This window comes from Streptomyces sp. f51 (assembly GCF_037940415.1).
Classification (GTDB): Bacteria; Actinomycetota; Actinomycetes; order Streptomycetales; family Streptomycetaceae; genus Streptomyces.
Window position 1 is genome coordinate 725,240 of sequence record NZ_CP149798.1, and the last position, 17,592, is coordinate 742,831.

At 73.2% G+C, this 17,592-nt stretch carries 19 protein-coding genes; 13 read left to right on the forward strand and 6 right to left on the reverse strand.

Going from position 1 to position 17,592, the window contains the following annotated elements; all coding sequences use genetic code 11:
- Positions 1 to 30: 30 nt before the first annotated feature.
- Genes WJM95_RS03195 through WJM95_RS03215 form a run of 5 tightly spaced genes read left to right on the forward strand, consistent with a single transcriptional unit; the run spans position 31 to position 4,300 of the window.
- Positions 31 to 969: a NifU family protein gene (locus tag WJM95_RS03195; protein WP_339127922.1), complete on the forward strand. Its 939-nt coding sequence runs from the start codon at positions 31 to 33 to the stop codon at positions 967 to 969.
- The gene (locus tag WJM95_RS03200) at positions 966 to 1,655 is read left to right on the forward strand and encodes a DUF5947 family protein (protein ID WP_339127923.1); all 690 of its coding nucleotides are present in this window, start codon (positions 966 to 968) and stop codon (positions 1,653 to 1,655) included. Before WJM95_RS03195 ends, WJM95_RS03200 begins: the two co-directional genes overlap by 4 nt.
- Positions 1,652 to 2,305, forward strand: a complete 654-nt coding sequence (locus WJM95_RS03205; protein ID WP_339127924.1) for a DUF6084 family protein — start codon at positions 1,652 to 1,654, stop codon at positions 2,303 to 2,305. Before WJM95_RS03200 ends, WJM95_RS03205 begins: the two co-directional genes overlap by 4 nt.
- Before the next feature lies 1 nt (position 2,306).
- Positions 2,307 to 3,743, forward strand: a complete 1,437-nt coding sequence (locus WJM95_RS03210; RefSeq protein WP_339127925.1) for a hypothetical protein — start codon at positions 2,307 to 2,309, stop codon at positions 3,741 to 3,743.
- The gene (locus tag WJM95_RS03215; protein WP_339127926.1) at positions 3,740 to 4,300 is read left to right on the forward strand and encodes a hydrogenase maturation protease; all 561 of its coding nucleotides are present in this window, start codon (positions 3,740 to 3,742) and stop codon (positions 4,298 to 4,300) included. The genes WJM95_RS03210 and WJM95_RS03215 overlap by 4 nt, the downstream gene beginning before the upstream one ends.
- Before the next feature lie 97 nt (positions 4,301 to 4,397).
- Here the strand turns inward: WJM95_RS03215 and WJM95_RS03220 are convergent, their stop codons facing one another.
- Positions 4,398 to 4,853, reverse strand: coding sequence for a helix-turn-helix transcriptional regulator (locus tag WJM95_RS03220; protein ID WP_339127927.1), 456 nt, complete (start codon positions 4,851 to 4,853; stop codon positions 4,398 to 4,400).
- Positions 4,854 to 4,941: 88 nt separating this feature from the next.
- Between WJM95_RS03220 and WJM95_RS03225 the strand changes: the two genes are divergently transcribed.
- The 8 genes from WJM95_RS03225 to WJM95_RS03260 all read left to right on the forward strand — a co-directional run bounded on the left by WJM95_RS03225 (position 4,942) and on the right by WJM95_RS03260 (position 12,977).
- A complete protein-coding gene (locus WJM95_RS03225; RefSeq protein WP_339127928.1) occupies positions 4,942 to 5,331 on the forward strand; it encodes a hydrogenase maturation nickel metallochaperone HypA in 390 nt (129 codons plus the stop codon).
- A complete protein-coding gene (hypB, locus tag WJM95_RS03230; RefSeq protein WP_339127929.1) occupies positions 5,315 to 6,214 on the forward strand; it encodes a hydrogenase nickel incorporation protein HypB in 900 nt (299 codons plus the stop codon). The genes WJM95_RS03225 and hypB overlap by 17 nt, the downstream gene beginning before the upstream one ends.
- Positions 6,211 to 8,571, forward strand: coding sequence for a carbamoyltransferase HypF (hypF, locus tag WJM95_RS03235; protein ID WP_339127930.1), 2,361 nt, complete (start codon positions 6,211 to 6,213; stop codon positions 8,569 to 8,571). The genes hypB and hypF overlap by 4 nt, the downstream gene beginning before the upstream one ends.
- A 35-nt stretch (positions 8,572 to 8,606) precedes the next feature.
- The gene (locus WJM95_RS03240) at positions 8,607 to 8,945 is read left to right on the forward strand and encodes a HypC/HybG/HupF family hydrogenase formation chaperone (RefSeq protein WP_339127931.1); all 339 of its coding nucleotides are present in this window, start codon (positions 8,607 to 8,609) and stop codon (positions 8,943 to 8,945) included.
- On the forward strand, positions 8,942 to 10,060 hold the full coding sequence (gene hypD / locus WJM95_RS03245) for a hydrogenase formation protein HypD (protein WP_339127932.1): 1,119 nt from the start codon (positions 8,942 to 8,944) through the stop codon (positions 10,058 to 10,060). The genes WJM95_RS03240 and hypD overlap by 4 nt, the downstream gene beginning before the upstream one ends.
- Positions 10,053 to 11,123 (forward strand): hydrogenase expression/formation protein HypE, encoded by a 1,071-nt coding sequence (hypE, locus tag WJM95_RS03250; RefSeq protein WP_339127933.1) that lies wholly within the window; start codon positions 10,053 to 10,055, stop codon positions 11,121 to 11,123. Before hypD ends, hypE begins: the two co-directional genes overlap by 8 nt.
- Positions 11,124 to 11,315: 192 nt before the next feature.
- A complete protein-coding gene (locus WJM95_RS03255) occupies positions 11,316 to 11,672 on the forward strand; it encodes a DUF779 domain-containing protein (RefSeq protein ID WP_339127934.1) in 357 nt (118 codons plus the stop codon).
- A gap of 75 nt (positions 11,673 to 11,747) precedes the next feature.
- Complete coding sequence (locus WJM95_RS03260) at positions 11,748 to 12,977, forward strand: phosphodiester glycosidase family protein (protein ID WP_339127935.1); 1,230 nt, start codon at positions 11,748 to 11,750, stop codon at positions 12,975 to 12,977.
- A 93-nt stretch (positions 12,978 to 13,070) separates the two neighbouring features.
- On the opposite strand, the gene WJM95_RS03265 is transcribed toward WJM95_RS03260, so the two are convergent.
- From WJM95_RS03265 to WJM95_RS03285, 5 genes are all read right to left on the reverse strand, one after another.
- A complete protein-coding gene (locus WJM95_RS03265) occupies positions 13,071 to 13,265 on the reverse strand; it encodes a hypothetical protein (RefSeq protein WP_339127936.1) in 195 nt (64 codons plus the stop codon).
- Between the two features lie 227 nt (positions 13,266 to 13,492).
- On the reverse strand, positions 13,493 to 14,617 hold the full coding sequence (locus WJM95_RS03270; RefSeq protein ID WP_339127937.1) for an acyl-CoA dehydrogenase family protein: 1,125 nt from the start codon (positions 14,615 to 14,617) through the stop codon (positions 13,493 to 13,495).
- On the reverse strand, positions 14,596 to 15,786 hold the full coding sequence (locus WJM95_RS03275) for an acyl-CoA dehydrogenase family protein (RefSeq protein ID WP_339127938.1): 1,191 nt from the start codon (positions 15,784 to 15,786) through the stop codon (positions 14,596 to 14,598). The genes WJM95_RS03270 and WJM95_RS03275 overlap by 22 nt, the downstream gene beginning before the upstream one ends.
- On the reverse strand, positions 15,783 to 16,760 hold the full coding sequence (locus WJM95_RS03280) for an NADPH:quinone oxidoreductase family protein (protein ID WP_339127939.1): 978 nt from the start codon (positions 16,758 to 16,760) through the stop codon (positions 15,783 to 15,785). The genes WJM95_RS03275 and WJM95_RS03280 overlap by 4 nt, the downstream gene beginning before the upstream one ends.
- A 175-nt stretch (positions 16,761 to 16,935) precedes the next feature.
- On the reverse strand, positions 16,936 to 17,520 hold the full coding sequence (locus WJM95_RS03285) for an XRE family transcriptional regulator (protein WP_339135334.1): 585 nt from the start codon (positions 17,518 to 17,520) through the stop codon (positions 16,936 to 16,938).
- Positions 17,521 to 17,592: the final 72 nt, after the last annotated feature.

Consider the following 17,592-nt stretch of genomic DNA (forward strand, 5'->3'; position numbering starts at 1 on the left):
CCTCAGGAGCCTCACGAGAGGGGCTTGCCGATGGCCGGACAGGAGACGGGCGAGCGGATGGGCGCGCTGCTCGACGAGCTGGCGCAGCGGGCGGGACCCGAGGCGCGCGATGTCGCGGACGAACTGGTGCGCTGCCTCATGGAGTTCTACGGCGAGGGCCTGGCCCGGGCCGTCCGCCTGCTGCGCTCCGCGCCCGCCGGCGCGGACCCCCTCGCTGTCCTGACCGCCGACGAACTCGTCGGCGATCTGCTGATCCTGCACGATCTGCACCCCGAGGACACCGCGACCCGGGTGGGCCGGGCCCTCGACAAGGTCCGCCCCTACCTCGGCTCGCACGCGGGCGACGTCGAGGTGGCCGGGCTCGACCTGGAGGCGGACGGCGGTCCGACGCTGCGCCTCAGGCTGCGCGGCAGCTGCGACGGCTGTCCCTCCTCCACCCAGACCGTGCGCTGGACCATCGAGGAGGCGGTCGCCCGGATCGCCCCCGAGGTCGCGCACATCGAGGTCGAGGGCATGACAGCGGAGGACCCGCAGCCCGCGCTGCTCCAGATCCTGCCGCACCGGCCGGACGACGCCCCGGGCACGGCACCGGGCGGGACGGCCCCAGGCGGGACGGCACCGTCCGCGGAGCCCGGCGGGACGGCCCGCTGGTACGAACTCGGCCCGCGCTCGCTGCCGGTGGGCGACGGCACCACCGGGATCACCGAGGTCGCCGGCCGCACCCTGCTGCTGGTGCGTCTGCCGGGGCAGTTGTACGCCTACCGCGACCGCTGCCCCCTGTGCACGGCGGACCTGGCTCCCGCGGTCCTCGACGGTGAACTGCTGCGGTGCGCGGGCTGCGGGGCCGCGTTCGACGTGCGCCGGGCCGGCCGGGGCGAGGAGGGCCACCTGGAGCCCGTACCGCTGCTGGAGGACGGCGCGGCGGTGCGGGTGGCGCTGCCCGGCGAACTGCTGGGGGCGGGGCCGTGACCACCGACATCCTCAGGCAGTTCACCCGCAGGCCGCCGCCCGAGGGCGAGCGCTGCGACCTGTGCGGGGAACCGCTGCCCACCGAGCACCGGCATCTGGTCGACACCTCCCGGCGGTCCCTGAAGTGCGCATGTCCTCCCTGCCATCTGCTCTTCACCCGGCCGGGCGCGGGCCAGGGACGCTTCCGGGCGGTCCCCGACCGGTATCTCACCGATCCCGGATTCGAGCTGGACGAGGCGGACTGGAACCGGCTCCAGATCCCGGTCGCGCTCGCCTTCTTCTTCCGCAACTCCGAGCTCGGGAGGCTCGCGGCCTTCTATCCGAGCCCCGCGGGCGCCACCGAGAGCGAACTCGACCCGGCCACCTGGGACGCCGTGCTGGGCCGCAGCCGGCTGGCCGAACTGCTGGAACCCGACGTGGAGGCACTGCTGCTGCACCGCGGACGGAGCGGCGCGGTGACGTGCACGCTCGTCCCGGTGGACGTCTGCTACGAACTGGTCGGCCGGATGCGGCTGCACTGGAAGGGTTTCGACGGCGGCGCCGAGGCCCGCGCGGACATCGCGGACTTCCTGGAGCGGATCACCGCCGCGGCCCGGCCGTCGCACCCCCCGGCCCACGGACCCGCCGCCCCGTCGGCACATCCGGCTGCCGGGGACCCCGCCTCGCGGTCCGGGGGCGCCCCGTGACCGATCTCCAGTTCACGTGCACCGGCGTGCGGCCCGAGCCGTACGGGGCCGGGCCCACGCTGCTGTTCGGGCTGCGCATCGAGGAGACGGACCATCAGCCGGTGCACGCCCTCGCGCTGCGCTGCCAGATCCGCATCGAGCCGGCAGGGCGCTCCTACGAGCCGGAGGAGGTCGGCATGCTGGGCGACCTCTTCGGTGAGCCGAGCCGCTGGAACAGCACGCTCAAGCCGTTGCAGTTCGCGCACACCTCCATCACCGTCCCGGGGTTCACCGGTTCCACCGAGGTCGATCTCCCGGTGCCCTGCACCTACGACACCGAGGTCGCGTCCGCGTCGTACTTCCGGGCGCTGTCCCGGGGCGAGGTGCCGCTGCTCCTGCTGTTCTCCGGCACGGTGTTCACCGGCCGGGACGGCTTCCGCGCCGAGCCGGTGCCCTGGCACAAGGAGACGACGTACCGGATGCCGGTGGACGTGTGGCGCAACATGATCGAGCAGTACTTCCCCAACTCGGGCTGGCTGCGCGTACGTCTCGACGTGCTCGACGCGCTGCGCCGCTACCGCTCCGCGCGCGCCCTGCCGTCCTGGGAGCGGGTCTTCGACGAACTCCTGGCCACCGCCGACGCGAAGGCCGAAGCGAAGGGGGCCGACTGAGATGGGCAATCCCCTGGAGGACCGCTTCGAGCGGGCCCGCGCGGTGGCGGACGCCGTCCTGTTCGAGGGATACGTCCTCTACCCCTACCGCGCCTCCGCCGCCAAGAACCAGCTGCGCTGGCAGTTCGGCGTGCTCGTGCCGCCCGCCTGGACCGCCACGACCGGCGAGCACTCCGTCCAGCGGACCGAGTGTCTGCTGGAACCCCGCAAGGGCGACCGGCTCCACGCCGAACTGCGCTTCCTGCACGTGCGGCGGCGCACCGTCGAACGGCTCGACCCCGACGGCGGCTACACGGAGGTTCCCGAACTGGAGCTTCCCGACCGGGTGCTGGTCCCCTGGGACGAGGGGCACGAGGAACGCGTCCTGATCCATGAGACGCTCGAAGAACTGACGGGCGATCAAGCATCCCGGCACGCCGTACGGTTCGACCTCCCGGACGCCGTCGCGTACGAGCCGGTGACCGACGCCGAGGGCCGGACGGTGGGCCGGCTCGTGCGGCGCAGACAGCGGCTGACCGGCGAACTGCGGCCCCGTGTCGAGGAGTTGCCCGGGCCCTACCGGGTGCTGCGGCTCACGGTGAGCGTGCACAACACCACGGCCGTCCCGGACCGGGCCGACGCCGACCGGGAGACCGCGCTCGCCCACAGCCTGATCGGCACCCATCTGCTGCTCGGGATTCCCGGGGGACGGTTCCTGTCGCTGACGGACCCGCCGGAGTGGGCCCGTCCGGCCGCGGCGAGCTGCCACAACGACCGCACCTGGCCCGTGCTCGCGGGCCCGCCCGGCGCGGACGACGTCATGCTGTCCTCGCCGATCATCCTGGAGGACCACCCCGCCGTCGCCGAGGAGAGCCCGGGGCCCCTCTACGACGCCACCGAGATCGACGAGATCCTCTCGCTGCGCACGGCCGCGCTCACCGACCGCGAGAAGCGCGAGGCCCGCGGCACGGACGCCCGCGCCGCGGGGGTGATCGACCTGGTGGACGACATGCCGGACGCGGTCCGCGGACGGCTGCACGGGGCGATCCGGGGGCTGCGCGAGATCACCGGCGAGGACCCGCCGGGCGAGCCGGTCCCGGCCGCTCCCGACACCGGCCTGAGCCTGCCCCAGGGCCCGGGCCATCCCTGGTGGGACCCGGCGCAGGACGCGGGGGCCGACGAGGTGCCCGCCGTCGTCGTCATCGACGGGGCGACGGTACGCGCCGGCAGCAGGGTCAGACTCACCCCCGGCGCCCGGCGCTCCGACGCCCAGGACGCCTTCCTGCACGGCCGCCACGCCACGGTCGAGGCCGTGGTCGGCGACCTCGACGGCGAGACGCATCTCGCCGTCGTCGTGGACGACGACCCCGGCACCGACGTACGCAGGGCCCAGGGCCGCTTCCTGTACTTCAAGCCCGACGAGGTGGCCCCGCTGACGGACCCGGAGGAGACGCCATGACCGAGTCCGATCGCAGCGGCCCTGCCGGTGGGGCCGAGGAGCGCGGGAGGGGCCGCGTGCTCGTCGCCGGAGTCGGCAACGTGTTCCTCGGCGACGACGGGTTCGGGGTGGAGACCCTACGGCGGCTCGCCGCCCGGACCCCTGAACTGCCGCCCGGCGTCGAGCTGATGGACGCCGGGATCCGGGGGGTGCACCTCGCCTATCGACTGCTGGAGGGCTACCGGACGCTCGTGCTGGTGGACATCGTCGCCCGCGAGGGTCCGCCGGGCACGCTCCACACGATCGACGTCGGCCCCGAACCCCCCGCCGCACGGAACGGTCCCGGCCCGCTGGACACCCACGCCATGGACCCGGCCACCGTGCTGGCCCTGCTGCACGATCTGCACGCCGGCGCGGGCGGCACCCTTCCGAGGGAGGTGTACGTCGTCGGCTGCGTTCCCCAGGACACCGGCGAGGGCATGGGGCTGACTCCCCCGGTGGCCGGTGCCGTGGACGCCGCCGCCGACCTGGTGCTCGACCTGGTACACCGCGCCACCTCCGTACCCCAGCGGAGCTGACCACGATGGAGGCAAGGATGGAATGGCAATGGGTTGGCCTGGCCGCGGGCCTCGTAGTGGCCTACGGCGTCGCGAGGAACCTCTCCGACATCCGCCGCTACTTGCGCATGCGGCGCATGTGATCCGGCGGACGTGAATGATCGGGCGGCCGTGCGTGATCCGGTGGACGCGCCCCGGCGCGCGGACTGCCGCCGTCGCGCCCGGCGCGGCCTCCGACGTCCTCGAGCTGTACGTACCGCTCCAGGAAGAGATGCAGGGTGCCGTGGAGTTCACCCAGGCGTACGAACCACAGGGCGAGGTTCATGGCGCCCTGCTGGGTGATCGCGTAGACACGGCGCGCGGGTCCGCTCTCCGAGGCGTGCCAGTGCGAGGTGACCTCGCCGCTGCCCTCCATGCCCCGCAGCAGCCGGTACACATGCGCCTGGTCCGCGTCGCCGCAGCCGAAAGCGCCCAGGCGCTGCACCAGTTCATAGCCATGACCTTGGCGTTCGGCCAGCAACAGGAGCAGCACCGGGGTGAGCAGAGCGCGTCGCTCGACCTCTTGCCCGGTCATCGTGTTCTCAGGGTAACCAGCCATGCGCGCGCCTCACATCCGGGCGAGGCGGCCCCGCGCGGCGGTGGAGCGGCGGGAGGTGAGGGTGATGCATGAGCTGTCGATCGCCGTCGCGGTCGTCGAACAGGTCGAGGAGGCCGTACGGGACCAGGGCCGCGCGGTCGAGTCGCTGACCCTGCGGATCGGCGAGCTGGCGGGGGTGGTGCCCGAGGCCCTGGACTTCTCGTTCGGGCTCGCGGCCGAGGGCACCGCGCTGGCGGGTGCGCGGCTGCTGATCGAGACTGTCGAGGCACGGGGCCGCTGCGAGGGCTGCGGCCGCGAGGCGCCGACCGGGATGCCCCCGGTGCTGTGGTGCGCCGGATGCGGGGCGCCGCTGACCCTGCTCGGCGGCCGTGAGCTGGAGATCGTCCGGGTGACGCTGGCCGACGGTCGCCCGGAGGTACGCGACGAGGAGGCGAGCCATGTGCCGCACCGTTGACCTGCATCAGGCCGTGCTCGCCAAGAACGACGAGAACGCGCTGGCCCTGCGGGGCTATCTGGGTGACCGCGGCACGGTGGCGGTGAACCTGCTGTCCAGTCCGGGCAGCGGCAAGACGGCCCTGCTCGAACAGCTGCTCACGCGCGCCGTCGCGGGCGGCACCCCGGCCGCGGCCGTCACCGCCGATCTGGCGACCGAGAACGACGCGACCCGACTGGCCCGTTCCGGCGCGCCGGTGCGGCAGATCCTCACCGACGGGCTGTGCCACCTTGAGGCCGGCATGCTCCGGCGGAAGCTCGAGGGCTGGCTGCCCGAGGGCACCCGGCTGCTGTTCGTCGAGAACGTCGGCAATCTGGTCTGCCCCGCCTCCTACGACCTCGGGGAGACCCTGCGCGTCGCGCTCGCGTCGGTGACCGAGGGCGAGGACAAGCCGGTCAAGTACCCGACCGCCTTCGGCCTCGCGCAGCTGGTCGTGATCACCAAGACCGACATCGCGGACGCCGTCGGCTTCGACCGGGAGGCGTTCCTGCGGGGTGTACGGCAGGTCAATCCCGGGGTGCCGGTCCTGGAGACCTCGGCCCGTACCGGCGTGGGGGTCGACGCCCTGCTGGCGCACGTCCTGCGCTGCGCGGCCGGCGAGGAGACGCACGTACCGGTCCTGGCGCGGGAGCACGAGCGGTATCTGCGCAGCCACGAGAACGGGCACGAGCACGGCCACGAACACCCCCCGGCGGACGGGCACGAGCACGGCGACGGGCACACGCACGGCGACGAGCACCGCCCGGCCGGCGGGCACGACCACACCGGCCGGCACGAACACGTCGACGGACGCGAACACGTCCACGCGTCCACGCGGCCCGGCGTGCGGGGACAGACCCGGTGAACAGCTCCCCGGGGCGCGAGCGCCGGCACGTCACCGTCACGGGCGTGGTCCAGGGAGTGGGGTTCCGGCCCTTCGTCTACACCCTCGCGTGCGAACTCGGGCTGACCGGCTGGGTCACCAACAACGCGCGGGGCGTCGAGGCCGAGGTGGAGGGCCCGGCCGACGCCGTGGCGGAGTTCTGCGCGCGGATCGGCACGCGGCCGCCTCCGCTCGCGGTCGTCGAGTCGGTGGAGCACGAGGCCGTACCCCTGGAGGGCGAGGGCTCGGAGTTCACCATCCGCCCCTCCACCGCCGGACCGGGCCGCACCCTGGTCTCGCCGGACACCGCGACCTGCGACGCCTGTCTGAGCGAACTCGCCGATCCCGCCGACCGGCGGTACCGGCACCCCTTCATCACCTGTACGCACTGCGGCCCGCGGTTCACCATCGTGACCTCGCTGCCGTACGACCGGGACAGCACCACCATGGCGGGCTTCCCGATGTGCGACGACTGCGCCCGCGAGTACACCGACCCGGCCGACCGCCGCTTCCACGCCCAGCCGATCGCCTGCCCCGCCTGCGGGCCCCGGCTCACCCTGCGCACCGGGGCGGACGATCCGGGCGAGCTGCGCGACGGGGACGCGCTCGCCGAGGCCCGCCGGCTGCTGGCGGAGGGTGCCGTGGTCGCGGTCAAGGGGATCGGCGGCTACCACCTGGCGTGCGACGCGGGCGATCCCGCGGCCGTACGCACCCTGCGCAAGCGCAAGAACCGCGGGGGCAAGCCCTTCGCGGTGCTCGCCGGTTCGCTGGACACCGTCCGGCGGCTGGCCCATGTCGGGCCCGAGGAGCGGGAGTTGCTCCTCGGGCCGCGCAAGCCGGTGGTCCTGCTGCGGCGGCGGGCGGAGGCGGGCGACGAGATCGCGGCGGGCGTCGCGCCGGGCAGCCCGGACCTCGGCGTCATGCTCCCGTACACCCCGCTGCACCGGCTGCTGCTCGGGCTGCCCGGTGATCCGCCGGGTCCCGCCGTCCTCGTGATGACCAGCGGGAACCGCTCGGGCGAGCCCATCGTCACCGACGACGCGGAGGCGCTGACCCGGCTTGCGGGACTCGCCGACGCCTGGCTCGGCCACGACCGGCCCGTCCATGTGCCCTGTGACGACTCGGTGGTACGGGTGTGCGCGGGCGCCGAGCTCCCGGTGCGGCGGTCGCGCGGCTACGCCCCCTTCCCGGTCGCGCTCCCGGTGCCGGTGCTCCCGGCCCTGGCCGTGGGCGGTGACCTGAAGAACACCTTCTGCGCCGGGGACGGCCGCTACGCCTGGCTGTCCGCGCACGTCGGCGACATGGACGACCTGGCCACCCTGACCGCCTTCGAGCGGGCCACCGGCCATCTGACGGACCTCACCGGCGTCGCACCGCGCCTGCTCGTCGCCGACCGGCATCCCGGCTACCGCTCCACCCAGTGGGCGCGGCGCGCCGCCGCAGCCCGCGGGCTGCCCCTGCGCCAGGTGCAGCACCACCACGCCCATGTCGCCTCGGCGATGGCCGAGCACGGTCTCGACGGCTCGTCGCCGGTGATCGGGGTCGCCTTCGACGGGACCGGCTACGGCGACGACGGTGCCGTGTGGGGAGGCGAGGTGCTGCTCGCCGACTACGACGGATACCGGCGGTTCGCCCATCTGGGCTATGTCCCGCTGCCGGGCGGCGACGCGGCCGTACGCAACCCCTACCGCATGGCGTTGTCGCATCTGCGGGCCGCGGGACTGCCCTGGCACGACGACCTGCCGTGCGCTGCGGCGGCCACGCCCGAGGAGCGGCGGCTGCTCCAACGGCAGCTGGAACGCGGGCTCCACTGCGTTCCCACGTCCAGCATGGGACGCCTCTTCGACGCGGTGTCCTCGCTCGCGGGCGTCTGTCACCGGGTGGAGTACGAGGCGCAGGCGGCGATGGAGCTGGAGAACGCGGCGCTGGCCGATCTCTCGGGGACGCTCGCCGACGACGAGCGGGACGACGCGTACCGGTTCATGCTGAGAGCGGTCCGTCAGGACCCCGGGGCGCCGATCGTCGCCGACCCGGCGCCGGTCCTGGCCGCCGCCGTCGCGGACGTCAGGGCCGGTGTCGCGGCCGGTGCCGTGGCCCGCCGGTTCCACCGGGCCGTCACGGACCTGGTCCTGGAGGTGTGCGCGGTGGCACGGAGACGGACCGGCATCGGCACGGTCGCCCTCAGCGGCGGGGTGTTCTGCAACGCCCTGCTCACCGAGGGCTGCGGGGCCGTCCTGGAACGGGACGGCTTCACCGTGCTGAGGCACCACAGGGTTCCCCCCAACGACGGCGGTCTGGCCCTCGGCCAACTGGCCGTCGCCGCCCGGTCGCTGGACTGACGCGGCGGAGCGTACGAGTGAGGCAGGAGCGAGTCATGTGTCTGGCCGTACCCGGCCGAGTGCTGGAGATCGAGGAACGTGACGCGACGCGGATGGCCAAGGTGGACTTCGGCGGTGTCGTCAAGGACGTGTGTCTGGAGTACGTGCCGGACATGAAGGTCGGTGACTACGCCATCGTCCATGTGGGGTTCGCGTTGCAGCGGCTGGACGAGGAGTCGGCGAAGCAGACCCTGGAACTGTTCGAGAACCTCGGTGTCCTTGAGGAGGAGTTCGGCGACGCCTGGGGCAAGGCCGCCCGGGACGCCGGCGCCGAACGCCCCGCGGGAACCGGACTTCCGCCCCTGAAGGGCGCCGAGAAGGAGGCGCGGTCATGAAGTATCTGGACGAGTTCAGCGATCCGGTCCTCGCCAAGCGGCTCTTCGACGACATCAGGGCCGTCACCACCCGGCCCTGGTCCCTGATGGAGGTCTGCGGCGGCCAGACGCACTCGATCATCCGCCACGGCATCGACCAGCTCCTGCCCGAGGAGATCCAGTTGATCCACGGGCCGGGCTGCCCGGTCTGTGTCACCCCGCTGGAGATCATCGACAAGGCGCTGGAGATCGCCTCCCGGCCGGACGTGATCTTCTGCTCCTTCGGCGACATGCTGCGCGTGCCCGGCAGCGGCCGCGACCTGTTCAAGGTCAAGAGCGAGGGCGCGGACGTGCGGGTCGTGTACTCGCCGCTGGACGCGCTGAAGATCGCGCAGGAGAACCCCGACCGGCAGGTCGTGTTCTTCGGCATCGGCTTCGAGACCACGGCCCCGCCCAACGCGATGACCGTGTACCAGGCCAAGAAGCTGGGCATCCCCAACTTCAGCCTGTTGGTCTCGCACGTCCGGGTGCCCCCGGCCATCGACGCGATCATGAACTCGCCGGACTGCCGGGTGCAGGCGTTCCTCGCCGCCGGGCACGTCTGCACGGTGATGGGCACGACCGAGTATCCCGAACTCGCCGAGCGGCACCGGGTTCCGATCATCGTGACGGGCTTCGAGCCGCTCGACATCCTGGAGGGCATCCGCCGTGCGGTCATCCAGCTGGAGGCGGGAGAGCACACCGTGGAGAACGCCTATCCGCGCGCGGTGCAGCCCGAGGGAAGCCCCGCGGCGCGTGCCATGCTCTCCGACGTCTTCGAGGTCACCGACCGGGCCTGGCGCGGGATCGGCATGATCCCGGTGAGCGGCTGGCGGCTGTCGCCCAAGTACCGCGAGTTCGACGCCGAGCACCGTTTCTCGGTCACGGGCATCGAGACCGAGGAGTCGACGGTCTGCCGCAGCGGCGAGGTGCTCCAGGGGCTCATCAAGCCGCACGAGTGCGCCGCGTTCGGCAAGGAGTGCACTCCGCGCAATCCGCTGGGCGCCACCATGGTCTCCAGCGAGGGCGCGTGCGCCGCGTACTACCTCTACCGGCGTCTGGAGACCCCGGACAAGGAGGCGAGTTCCGTTGGCTGACTCGGCCTACGCTCCCGCCGACTTCTCCTCCTGGACCTGTCCGGCGCCGCTGCGCGACCACGACAGGATCGTGATGGGGCACGGCGGTGGCGGCACGCTCTCCGCCGAGCTGGTGGAGCACCTGTTCGCGCCCGCGTTCGGCAACAAGGTGCTCGCCGAGCTCGGCGACTCCGCCCATCTGCTGATGGGCGGCGCCCGGCTCGCCTTCTCCACCGACTCCTTCGTCGTACGGCCGCTGTTCTTCCCCGGCGGCAGCATCGGGGACCTCGCCGTCAACGGCACGGTCAACGACCTGGCCATGGCCGGGGCGGTACCCGCCTACCTCTCCTGCGCGTTCATCCTGGAGGAGGGGGTGGAGCTCTCCGTCGTGGGGCGCGTGGCCGAGGCGATGGGCGAGGCGGCGCGGACGGCAGGGGTGCTGGTCGCGACCGGCGACACCAAGGTCGTGGACGCCGGTCACGGCGACGGCGTCTTCATCAACACCGCCGGGATCGGCCTGATCCCGGACGGCGTCGACATCCGTCCGCAGCGCGCGGCCCCCGGTGACGTGGTGCTGGTCAGCGGGCCGATCGGCGTGCACGGGGTGGCGATCATGAGTGTGCGCGAGGGTCTTGAGTTCGGCGTCGAGATCCAGAGCGACACCGCGTCGCTGGCCGGTCTGGTCGCGGACATGCTGGCCGTCTGCCCCGACATCCATGTGCTGCGCGATCCGACCCGCGGCGGTCTGGCGACCTCGCTGAACGAGATCGCGGCGGCGGCCCGGGTCGGCGTCCGGCTCGACGAGCGGTCGCTGCCCGTCCCGGAGACGGTCGCCAACGCCTGCGCCTTCCTCGGCCTCGACCCGCTGTACGTGGCCAACGAGGGCAAGCTGGTCGCGTTCGTGGCGGCCGAGCACGCCGACGCCGTGCTGGCGGCGATGCGGGCCCATCCGCTGGGCAAGGAGTCCGTGGCGATCGGGCAGTGCGTGCCCGACCATCCCGGCATGGTGGTCGCGGCCACCGGTCTGGGCGGCACCCGGGTGGTGGACATGCCCCTCGGGGAGCAGCTTCCGCGCATCTGCTGACCCACCGCCGGGCCCGCCGCCGTCGCGCGGGCCCGCGGCCCGACGCTCCCGAGGCCGGCCCCCGGTGACGACCCGCATCACGCGGGCGTCGCCGGGGGCCGGCCTCGTGCGTGCCCGGGGTGTGCAACCCTCTCGCAACGTCCGGGATGGTCGGCTGGTCCGCGACAGCCGCGAGACCCGAGGGGGAAGCCGATGGACGTCGTCCCGCGCGTGGAGCTGACATCCGCGGCCGCCGAACTGCTGAGGCGGCTGCGCACCGAGCACGGACCCCTGATGTTCCATCAGTCGGGCGGCTGCTGCGACGGCAGCGCGCCCATGTGCTACTTGGCGGGCGAGTTCCGCACCGGCGGTTCCGACGTCCTGCTGGCCGATCTGGAGGTCGAGGGCGTCGCGGAGCCGGTGTCCTTCTGGATGTCGAAGAGCCAGTTCGAGCTGTGGAGTCACACGCGCCTGATCGTGGACGTCGTGCCGGGCCGTGGCAGCGGCTTCTCCCTGGAAGCACCCGAAGGAGTGCGTTTTCTCATCCGTTCCCGCGTCGTAGGCGCCTAGCCACCGCCCCGGGTCCCCGTCTCTGATGCAATTCTGCTGATTCCCGGCAGAGTTGACGAGACATCAGGGGGCACGGTGACACGTCCTGGCAGACGGTTCCGAACGGCACTGACCGTCTTCACGGCATGCGGAGCACTGGCCGGTGCGGCCCTGACGGGGGCGGCGCCGGCCAGCGGCGCGGAGAAGGCGACCCGTCTCGCGCCCGGCGTCGCCTATACGCAGTTGGACATCCCCGGGGCCAAAGGGGTGGCACACGCGCATGTGTTGACCGTCGATCTCCGCGATCCCCGGGTGCGGGTCGATCTGCTCCATCCCGGTTCCGTGGCGTCACGGGCACCGGTGTCCGAACTGGCCAACTCCCGGGGCGCGGTGGCCGGGGTCAACGGCGACTTCTTCGACATCACCGAGACGCAGCATCCGGGCGTCGAGGCGACGGGCGCGACGGTGGGTCCGGCGATCGCGAGCGGCCGCGGCCTCAAGGGGGCGGTCCCCGTCGGCCAGCGGTTCGGACCGGAGCTGCCGCCCGGCACGAACACCGAGGAGGTGTTCGGTGTGGGAGTCGACCACCGGGCCCGGCTGGACGACGTGGCCCTCGAAGGCTCGGTCGGCAGCTCGCACGGCACCTGGCGGCTCGGGGGGCTCAACCAGTACGCGCTCCCGGTGGGCTCCGTCGGCGAGTTCACCGCGGACTGGGGCGCCGTCTCGCGGGTCCGGGCGACCTGCGGCACGGACACGGACCGGGCCGCGCCGTGCAGCACCGAGACCTACGAGGTGACGCTCCGCCGCGGGCGGGTCGTGTCCACCGCCGTCACTCCGGGAAGGGGGCCGATCGCCCGGGGCACGACCGTGCTGGTCGGCCGTGAGGCGGGGGCGCGGAAACTGCGCGAGCTGTCCGTGGGCGAGCGGGTGGGGGTACGGCAGCGGCTGGTCGCGCGGTCCTCCCGGGTGCCCTACCGGTTCGCGATCGGGGGCTATCCGATGATGACCCGCGGAAAGCCGCTGCCGGGTCTGGACGACAGGACCTCCGCCGTACGCACGGCGGTGGGCTTCTCCGACCACGGACACCGGATGCAGCTCCTCGCCCTGGACGGCGCCCCCCGGTTCCGTGCCGGGCTCACCATCGCCGAGGTCACCCGCGCCATGAAGCGGCTGGGGTCCGAGGACGCCTTCAGCCTGGACGGCGGTGGATCCACCACGATGGTCGCCCGCCGGGCGGGGGCGGACGCCGTCAGTGTCCTCAACCATCCGAGCGGCGGCGCCGAGCGTCCCGTCCCCAACGGCATCGGGGTGTTCGAGGGCCGCTGACACCCCGGCCGGGCCAGGGCGTCAGTCCGCCCTGCCGTCAGTCCGCCCTGCCGTCAGGGCGTCAGGGCGTCAGGGCGTCAGGGCGTCAGGGCGTCAGGGCGCCAGGCTGCCCACGATGTCGGCCGTCGCGGTGAGACCGCTGTGGATGGTCGGGGCCATGCTCGTACTGGCCAGCAGGAACCCGAGCAGGGCGCAGACCAGGGCGTGGGAGATCTTCAGTCCTCCGTTGCGCAGGAAGATCACCGCCAGCACCAGGAGAAACAGCACAGCAGAGATGGAAATGGCCATCGTCAACCTCCTCCGCCACGTCCACTTCGCGGCGTTCGGCCGTAAGTGTGGCGTAGCGGGGGGTTGACCCGGGCGGCTGACGTGTCCCCCGAACGGGTGGAGTTGCGCCGCCGGCCGTGGGCGTCCGGGAACGGCCAGGTCCCGGCCCCGGCGGGAGGAACGCGCACCGGCCCCCGCGCGCGAAAGGAGCCCGCCCCGGGTCGGGACGGGCTCTTCGCGGGACGGTGTCAGGGCGCCTGGAGGTCGACCAGTTCGGCCAGGGCCTCGCGGTGCGCTCCCGCCGTGCCGTAGGCGATCGAGTCGGCCTTGGCGCGCTTGAGGTAGAGGTGCGCCGGGTGCTCCCAGGTCATACCGATGCCGCCGTGCAACTGGAGCGCCTCCTCCGCGGCGTGCACGGCGACGGGTGCCGCGTACGCCTGGGCGACGGCCACCGCAACGTAGCCGTCCGCGTCGGCCGTGGCCAGGGCGTCGGCGGCGTTCCGGGCCGCGGCGCGGACGCCCACGACCTCCAGCCACACCTGGGCCAGCCGGTGCTTGAGCGCCTGGAATCCGCCGACCGGCCGGTTGAACTGCTTGCGCTCCTTGAGGTAGCGGACCGTCTCGGTCAACGAGTGCTCGGCGATGCCGAGTTGCTCGGAGGCGAGCAGTCCGGCCCCGGCCCTCAGCGCCCGCCGTACGGCGCCCGCCGCGTCCGTGGTGAGCGGCCGCGCCTGCGCCGCCTCGAAGGTGATCCGGGCGAGCGGCCGGGTCTGGTCGAGGCTGACCTGCGGGACGACGGTGACCGCGTCCGCGTCGACGGCGTACAGCCCGCCGTCCTCGGCCGGAACCAGCAGGACGTCGGCGGCGGCCGCGTCCGCGATGCCCGTCAGCTCCCCGTGCAGGGAACCGTTCTCCAGACGGACGGCCCGGTGGGCGGCGCCCGGTCCGATGTTCAGCGCGACGGCCAGGACGCCCACGGTCCGGCCGGAGGCGAGCGCGGCGAGGAGTTCGTCCGCGGCGGGCCCCTCGCAGGCCAGCAGGGCCTCGGTCGCGACGACGGCGCTCGTGAGATAGGGCACGGGAGCGACCGCGCGGCCCAGCTCCTCCAGGACCACGGCGGCTTCGCGGTGGGTGGCGCCCTGGCCGCCCCGGTCCTCGGGCACCAGCAGTCCGGCGAGGCCCATGCCCGCCGCCAGGGCCTTCCAGAGCTCGGGGTCGTACGGGGTGGCCGACTCGCTGCGGGTGATGACGTCGGCCGCAGCGCAGCGGTCGGTGAGGAGGTCGCGGACGGCGGCGCGCAGCGCCTCCTCCTCCTCGGTGTAGAGCAGATCGGGCTCGGTGCTCACCTGGCTCATCGGGCGAGGTCCTTCCATGCGACGTCCTTGTCGGTGCGCGGCTCGGACGGGAGGCCCAGGACGCGTTCGGCGACGATGTTCAGCAGGACCTCGCTGGTCCCGCCCTCGATGCTGTTGCCCTTGGAGCGCAGGTAGCGGTATCCGGCGTCCCGGCCGGTGAAGTCGACCAGTTCGGGCCGGCGCATCGTCCAGTCCTCGTACAACAGCCCTTCCTCGCCGAGGAGTTCGACTTCGAGGCCGCTGATCTCCTGGTTGAGGCGGGCGAAGCCGAGCTTCATGCCGGCGCCCTCGTGGCCGGGCTGGCCCAGGGCGAGCTGCTGGCGCAGCCGCTCGCCGGAGAGGCGCGCGACCTCGGACTCGACCCACAGCCTCAGCAGCCGCTGGTGCGTGTCGTGGGTGCGCAGTTCGGGCCGCTCGCGCCAGGTCTTCGCGACCGGGCCGATCATGCCGCCCTCACGCGGGATGCGCATGCCTCCGATGGAGACGCGCTCGTTCATCAGGGTGGTCTGCGCGACCTTCCAGCCGTCGCCGACCTCGCCGAGGCGGTGGGCGTCGGGGATGCGGACGTCGGTGAGGAAGACCTCGTTGAACTCCGCCTCGCCGGTGATCTGGCGCAGCGGGCGCACGTCGACGCCCGGGTCCGTCATGTCGCAGATGAAGTAGGTGATGCCCCGGTGCTTGGGCACGTCCGGGTCGGTGCGGGCGATGAGGATGGCCCAGCGGGCGAGGTGGGCGCTGGAGGTCCACACCTTCTGCCCGTTGACCACCCAGTCACCGCCTTCGCCGTCCGTACGGACCGCGCGGGTGCCGAGGGCGGCGAGGTCCGAACCGGCGCCGGGCTCGCTGAAGAGCTGGCACCACACCTCCTCGCCGACCCAGAGGGGCCGCAGGAAGCGGCGCTTCTGCTCCTCTGTGCCGAAGCCGAGGATGGTCGGGGCGGCCATGCCGAGGCCGATACCGATGCGCCGGGGGTCGTTGTCGGGCGCGCCCGCGGCCGCGAGTTCGGCGTCCACGACGGCCTGGAGGCGGCGCGGGGCGCCGAGTCCCCCGAGGCCCTCGGGGTAGTGCACCCAGGCGAGCCCGGCGTCGAAGCGGGCCTTCAGGAAGTCCAGCCGCTCCGTCTCCCCGGGCGGGTGGGCGGCCAGCAACTCCTGGGTGCGGCGGCGCAGTTCGGCTGCGTCGGTCATGCGGCGGCTCCGTTCTGAAGTGTGGGCACCACGGCGATCCGTCCGGTGGTGACTCCGTCGGCGACCCGCTGCACGGCGGCGGCGGCCTCGCTCAGCGGCACCCGCTCGCTCACCAGCGGCTTGATCGCGCCCCGTGCGGCGAGCTCGGTGAGCTGCTCGTGGCAGTGCAGGACGAGCTTCGGGTTCTTGGTGTTGTACAGGCCCCAGTGCAGGCCGAGGACGCCGTAGTTCTTGACGAGGGCGTGGTTCAGGGCGGGGCTCGGGATCGAGCCGCTCGCGAAGCCGACGACCACGATCCGGCCCTCGAAGGCGACGACCTTCGTGGACTGCGTGTAGGCCTCGCCGCCCACGGGGTCGTAGATCACGTCCGCGCCGCGTCCGCCGGTCGCCTCCTTGACGGCGCCGATCACGTCCTCGGAGCGCCGGTCGACGACGACGTCGCAGCCCAGTTCGCGCGCGACGGCCGCCTTGTCGGCGCCGCCGACGACACCGATGACCCGGGCGCCGGCCGCCTTCCCGAGCTGGACGGCGGCACTGCCGACCCCTCCGGCGGCCGCGTGGACGAGCAGCGTCTCGCCGGCCTCCAGGCGGGCCCGGCGGTGCAGGCCGAACCAGCCGGTCTGGTAGCCGATGTGCAGGGCGGCGGCCTCGGCGTCGTCGAGGGCGTCGGGCGCCGGCAGCAGGGCGGCGGCGTCGGCGACCGCGTACTCGGCGAAGCCGCCGTGCGGCAGCGCGGGGTTGGCGATCACCCGGCGGCCGTCCTCGGTCTCTCCGCAGATCTCCACGCCCGGGGTGAACGGCAGCGGCGGCCTGACCTGGTACTGGCCGCGGCACATCAGCGCGTCCGGGAAGTTGATGTTCGCGGCGCGCACCTTGAGCAGGACCTGGCCGTCACCGGGCGTCGGCCGGTCCACCTCCACCAGGCGCATCGCCTCCGCGGGCTCGCCGTTCTGGTGCACTTGCCATGCCTGCATGCGGGGCCTCCAGGGGATCTGTGTCGGCTGACCGGGGTCCTTCGCATACTAAGCGGTCGCTTGCCACCCTGGGAACAGCGGACGGCGGTCGTCTTCACCGAGCCTGGCGCCCTCCCCCTCCGCCACGCCCGGCGTCGGCACCCGCGACACCCACCGGTCTCCCGGCCGCCCGCCCTCAGTCCTCCGTGGACCGCGCCTTGGGCCGTGCCCGTACGTGCATCCGCTCGCCCTGCGGTCCGAACAGGCTCAGGAACTCCGCGGGGCCCTCCCCCGTCGACCCGAACCAGTGCGGCACGCGGGTGTCGAACTCGGCCGCCTCGCCGGCCTCCATGACCACGTCGTGCTCGCCGAGGACCACCCGCAACCGCCCCGAGAGCACGTACAGCCATTCGTAGCCCTCGTGCGTGCGCGGGTCGGGCTCGGCCGTCCGCTTCGGTTCGAGCACCTTGTAGGCCTGGAGTCCCCCCGGCTGGCGGGTCAGCGGCCAGTACGTTCGGCCGTGCCGCACGATCGGCTCCGTACGCACCCGGGGGTCGTCGACCGGCGGGGCGCCCACCAGCTCGTCCAGGGCCACCTGATGGGCCCGCGCGATGGGCAGCAGCAGTTCCAGACTGGGCTTGCGCAGGCCCGACTCCAGGCGCGAGAGCGTGCTCACCGAGATGCCGGTCGCCTCCGACAGCCCCGCCAGGGTCGCCCCGCGCTCCTTCCTGATCCGCCGCAGCCGCGGGCCCACCTCGGCCAGGACCGCGTCCGTCGTCACCTCGCCGGCCGCCTCACGCCCGCCGGGACCGCTCTCGCCCGCACGGGCCGCTTCACTCATCCTTCCATTGCA

What these genes read in the sequence shown, in the direction of transcription:
- WJM95_RS03195 (WP_339127922.1), top strand. Translation starts at nt 31, where the DNA reads ATGGCCGGACAGGAGACGGGCGAGCGGATGGGCGCGCTGCTCGACGAG.
- WJM95_RS03210 (WP_339127925.1), top strand. Translation starts at nt 2,307, where the DNA reads ATGGGCAATCCCCTGGAGGACCGCTTCGAGCGGGCCCGCGCGGTGGCG.
- WJM95_RS03215 (WP_339127926.1), top strand. Translation starts at nt 3,740, where the DNA reads ATGACCGAGTCCGATCGCAGCGGCCCTGCCGGTGGGGCCGAGGAGCGC.
- WJM95_RS03220 (WP_339127927.1), bottom strand. Translation starts at nt 4,853, where the DNA reads ATGACCGGGCAAGAGGTCGAGCGACGCGCTCTGCTCACCCCGGTGCTG.
- WJM95_RS03225 (WP_339127928.1), top strand. Translation starts at nt 4,942, where the DNA reads ATGCATGAGCTGTCGATCGCCGTCGCGGTCGTCGAACAGGTCGAGGAG.
- hypB (WP_339127929.1), top strand. Translation starts at nt 5,315, where the DNA reads ATGTGCCGCACCGTTGACCTGCATCAGGCCGTGCTCGCCAAGAACGAC.
- WJM95_RS03240 (WP_339127931.1), top strand. Translation starts at nt 8,607, where the DNA reads ATGTGTCTGGCCGTACCCGGCCGAGTGCTGGAGATCGAGGAACGTGAC.
- hypD (WP_339127932.1), top strand. Translation starts at nt 8,942, where the DNA reads ATGAAGTATCTGGACGAGTTCAGCGATCCGGTCCTCGCCAAGCGGCTC.
- WJM95_RS03255 (WP_339127934.1), top strand. Translation starts at nt 11,316, where the DNA reads ATGGACGTCGTCCCGCGCGTGGAGCTGACATCCGCGGCCGCCGAACTG.
- WJM95_RS03265 (WP_339127936.1), bottom strand. Translation starts at nt 13,265, where the DNA reads ATGGCCATTTCCATCTCTGCTGTGCTGTTTCTCCTGGTGCTGGCGGTG.
- WJM95_RS03270 (WP_339127937.1), bottom strand. Translation starts at nt 14,617, where the DNA reads ATGGAAGGACCTCGCCCGATGAGCCAGGTGAGCACCGAGCCCGATCTG.
- WJM95_RS03275 (WP_339127938.1), bottom strand. Translation starts at nt 15,786, where the DNA reads ATGACCGACGCAGCCGAACTGCGCCGCCGCACCCAGGAGTTGCTGGCC.
- WJM95_RS03280 (WP_339127939.1), bottom strand. Translation starts at nt 16,760, where the DNA reads ATGCAGGCATGGCAAGTGCACCAGAACGGCGAGCCCGCGGAGGCGATG.